A 3,015-nucleotide genomic window follows, 5' to 3' on the forward strand; every position below is an offset into this window, starting at 1 on the left:
GGCCACACGTAATCAACACCGCCGATGCCGCGCCCCCACCCCACCCTCCCCCGCGAAGAGCGGGAGAGGGAGCGAGAGGCCAATGCCCGTGGCCTGAAATGACAGGTTTCATGGAATCGGTCGTCCAGCCCGTCGGCACGTGCCTTTTTTGCGCGGCGTCATCCAGAGGCTCGGCAGACAACAAAAAAAATTTAGAAAGAAATTGACACGTCGGGCAAATCACCGCTATCTCGTCATCGTCGCAAAACGAGTGCCCGCGCCGAGATATCGGTCGCGGGTTTTTTATTTGCCGCAAGCAAGCCCTGGCCCGGACCAGCCAGCGGGCCGGCAATGCGCCGCCCGATGACAGGCTCCGCGACGTCATCGGATGCCTTGCCTGCGGTGGCCCCACCCAGCGCGGAGTTTTTCTCGGGACGTGCGCAGCACGGACCCCTGGGGCTCAAGCGCGTGACTAGACGATGACTAGACGACCGATTCCGTGAAGCCAGTCATTTCAGGCCACGGGCATTGGCCTCTCACTCCCTCTCCCGCTGTTCGCGGGGGAGGGTGGGGTGGGGGCGCGGCATCGGCGGTGTTGGTTACGTGTGGCCGCGATACCCGATCGATGGATTTTCGTCCGGAGCTTCCCCCACCCCAACCCTCCCCCGCGAACAGCGGGAGAGGGAGCGCAGCGTCGCAAGCGTCGACATGATCAGAACTTCGCAAAACGCAGAACTAGAATGCTTTCCGATGACGTTGCATCGGAAGGCGCTCTAGTTCTCCTTTATTTGTCGCATTTTCTTGCGGAAAGCCGGTGTCCGCCTTTCCGGAAAATGCTCAAGGCCACTTGCACAAACGATCGCGAGATCAGCGATCAAACTTGGAGGTGTAACTAAAATGCCAAAAACCACGAGCGAAGTCCGCGCGCTGGCGCGGCGCCATACCCGGACTGCGATCGAGGTCCTGGTCGGCATCATGCGGAACGAGGATGCCACCCCGGCGGCGCGGCGCGCCGCCGCCGCAACCCTTCTGGATCGCGGCTGGGGCAAGGCCCCACCGCCCGTCGCGGGCGGCGAGGGCGGCCCCGAGGAACCGATCTATCGGATCGAGCGCGTCATCGTCCATCCCAGAATTCCGACCGCTGAGATCCCAAAATGAAAGCCAAAGCCACGGGACTGTTGCAAATTCAAACGCCTGCGGTGTTTCATCCGCTGACCAGGCCGGCGCGCTACAAGGGCGCCTTTGGCGGCCGCGGTTCGGGCAAGTCGCATTTCTTCGGCGAGCTCCTGGTCGCGCAATGCCAGGACAACAAGGGCATGCTCGCCGTCTGCATCCGCGAGATCCAGCGCACGCTCGCCCAATCCTCGAAGCGGCTGATCGAGGACAAGATCCGGGCGCTCGGCCTGGGGCGGGGATTTCGCGTGCTGCACGACCGCATCGTCACGCCGGGCGACGGGCTGATCATCTTCAACGGCATGCAGGACCACACCGCCGAATCGATCAAGTCGCTGGAGGGATTTCAGATCGCCTGGATCGACGAGGCGCAGGTTTTGAGCGCGCGCAGCCTGCAGCTGCTGCGGCCGACGATCCGGGCCGCCGGTTCGGAAATCTGGGCGAGCTGGAATCCACGGCGGAAGTCGGATGCGATCGACGATTTCTTCCGCAACCGGCAGCCCGCGCAGGCGGTGGCGGTGCAGGCCAACTGGCGCGATAATCCGTGGTTTCCCCCGGAGCTGGAACAGGAGCGCCAGCTCGACCTCAAACTTTATCCCGATCGCTATCGCCACATCTGGGAAGGCGACTATGCCTCCTCCTTCGCCGGCGCCTATTTTGCGACGCTGCTTGGCGAGGCCCGCGCGCAGGGCCTGCATCGGCCACGTCAGCGCCGATCCGCTGCTGCCGCTGCGCGCCTTCATCGACATCGGCGGCAGCGGCGCGCAGGCCGATGCCTTCACGATCTGGATCGTGCAATGGGCCGGCCAGGAAATCCGCATTCTCGACTATTACGAGGCCACCGGCCAGGTGCTGGCCTATCACGTCCACTGGCTGCGCGCGCACGGCTACCAGGGCGCCACGATTTATCTGCCGCATGACGGCGTCAACGAAAACAACATCACCGGCAAGCGCTACGAGGATCATCTGCGCGACGCCGGTTTCACGGTCGAGCCGCCGGTGAAAAACCAGGGCAAGGGCGCGGCCATGATGCGGATCGAGGCGGTGCGCCGGCTCGGGCCGAAGATGTGGTTCAACGAGGCGACCACGGCAGCCGGCCGCGACGCCATCGGCTTCTACCACGAGAAGAAGGACGACGCGCGCCATGTCGGGCTCGGACCGGAGCACGACTGGTCCAGCCATGCCGCCGATGCCCTCGGCCTGATGGCGATCTGTTACGAGGAGCCGGAACGGGTGCCAGGGTTCAATCGGGTGATCCAGTATCCGAATCAGGGCTATGCGTGAGCGGTCCGCTGCTGCCGGCAGTCGGGTCCGCCTCGATTTTCGTCCAGCCTTGAAATGCACGGAGAAATGCCGTACATGGTTGGTAGGAGGGCGTAGCCATGTCATCCACCCGCGGGAAGTCCGTATCGTCCAAGAAACTGGGATCGCAGCCGCGGGAACTTAAGACGCAGCGATTGGAGTTGCGGGTGGCCCCCTCGGCGAAGAAGGTCATTCGTCAAGCCATGTCCGTTACCGGGCTTGCCGCCGGCGATCTGGCTTACGAAGGCGCGCGCCGGCTTTTGGAAGAACATCAGCGCATGGTTCTGCTCGGCGCGGATCGCGACGCGTTTATGGCGGCGATCGAGCGCGGCCCCGAGCCGGCCGTCCGCCTCGTCGAGGCTCTCAAGCGCCACCGCCGTCTCCTTGGTGAGCTGATGTGATCACATCCATTGAACCGCTCGGAAAGCACGAACGGCGTGCGTTCTCTTGCGGTGTCGCGGCGCTGGATGATTGGTTTCGTGTTCGCGCGGGCCAAGACGAAAAGCGCAATGTGGCTCGCGTTTTCGTCGCGATCGACGACCGACTGGGCGTCGTCGGGTT

At 63.7% G+C, this 3,015-nt stretch carries 3 protein-coding genes and 1 pseudogene; all 4 read left to right on the forward strand.

Annotation, left to right across the window (positions count from 1 at the left end; translation table 11 throughout):
* The first annotated feature begins 876 nt into the window (after positions 1-876).
* The 4 genes and pseudogenes from ABSG20_RS33580 (at position 877) to ABSG20_RS33595 (ending at position 2,855) form a co-directional block, all read left to right on the forward strand.
* Positions 877-1,137 carry a hypothetical protein gene (locus tag ABSG20_RS33580; protein WP_423868740.1) on the forward strand — a complete coding sequence of 87 codons (261 nt, stop codon included), beginning with the start codon at positions 877-879 and terminating at the stop codon, positions 1,135-1,137.
* Positions 1,134-1,745 (forward strand): annotated as a pseudogene (locus ABSG20_RS33585) (PBSX family phage terminase large subunit); the annotation flags it as partial. The gene ABSG20_RS33580 and the pseudogene ABSG20_RS33585, both read left to right, overlap by 4 nt.
* 76 nt (positions 1,746-1,821) lie before the next feature.
* Positions 1,822-2,436, forward strand: coding sequence for a hypothetical protein (locus tag ABSG20_RS33590; RefSeq protein WP_423868742.1), 615 nt, complete (start codon positions 1,822-1,824; stop codon positions 2,434-2,436).
* A 98-nt stretch (positions 2,437-2,534) separates the two neighbouring features.
* Positions 2,535-2,855 carry a type II toxin-antitoxin system TacA family antitoxin gene (locus tag ABSG20_RS33595; RefSeq protein WP_423868741.1) on the forward strand — a complete coding sequence of 107 codons (321 nt, stop codon included), beginning with the start codon at positions 2,535-2,537 and terminating at the stop codon, positions 2,853-2,855.
* Positions 2,856-3,015: the final 160 nt, after the last annotated feature.

The sequence above is a fragment of the Bradyrhizobium sp. genome, assembly GCF_049512235.1.
In the GTDB taxonomy this organism is placed as follows: Bacteria; Pseudomonadota; Alphaproteobacteria; order Rhizobiales; family Xanthobacteraceae; genus Bradyrhizobium.

Excerpts from the sequence above, each read along its gene's own strand:
- ABSG20_RS33580 (WP_423868740.1), top strand. The coding sequence starts at position 877 with ATGCCAAAAACCACGAGCGAAGTCCGCGCGCTGGCGCGGCGCCATACC.
- ABSG20_RS33595 (WP_423868741.1), top strand. The coding sequence starts at position 2,535 with ATGTCATCCACCCGCGGGAAGTCCGTATCGTCCAAGAAACTGGGATCG.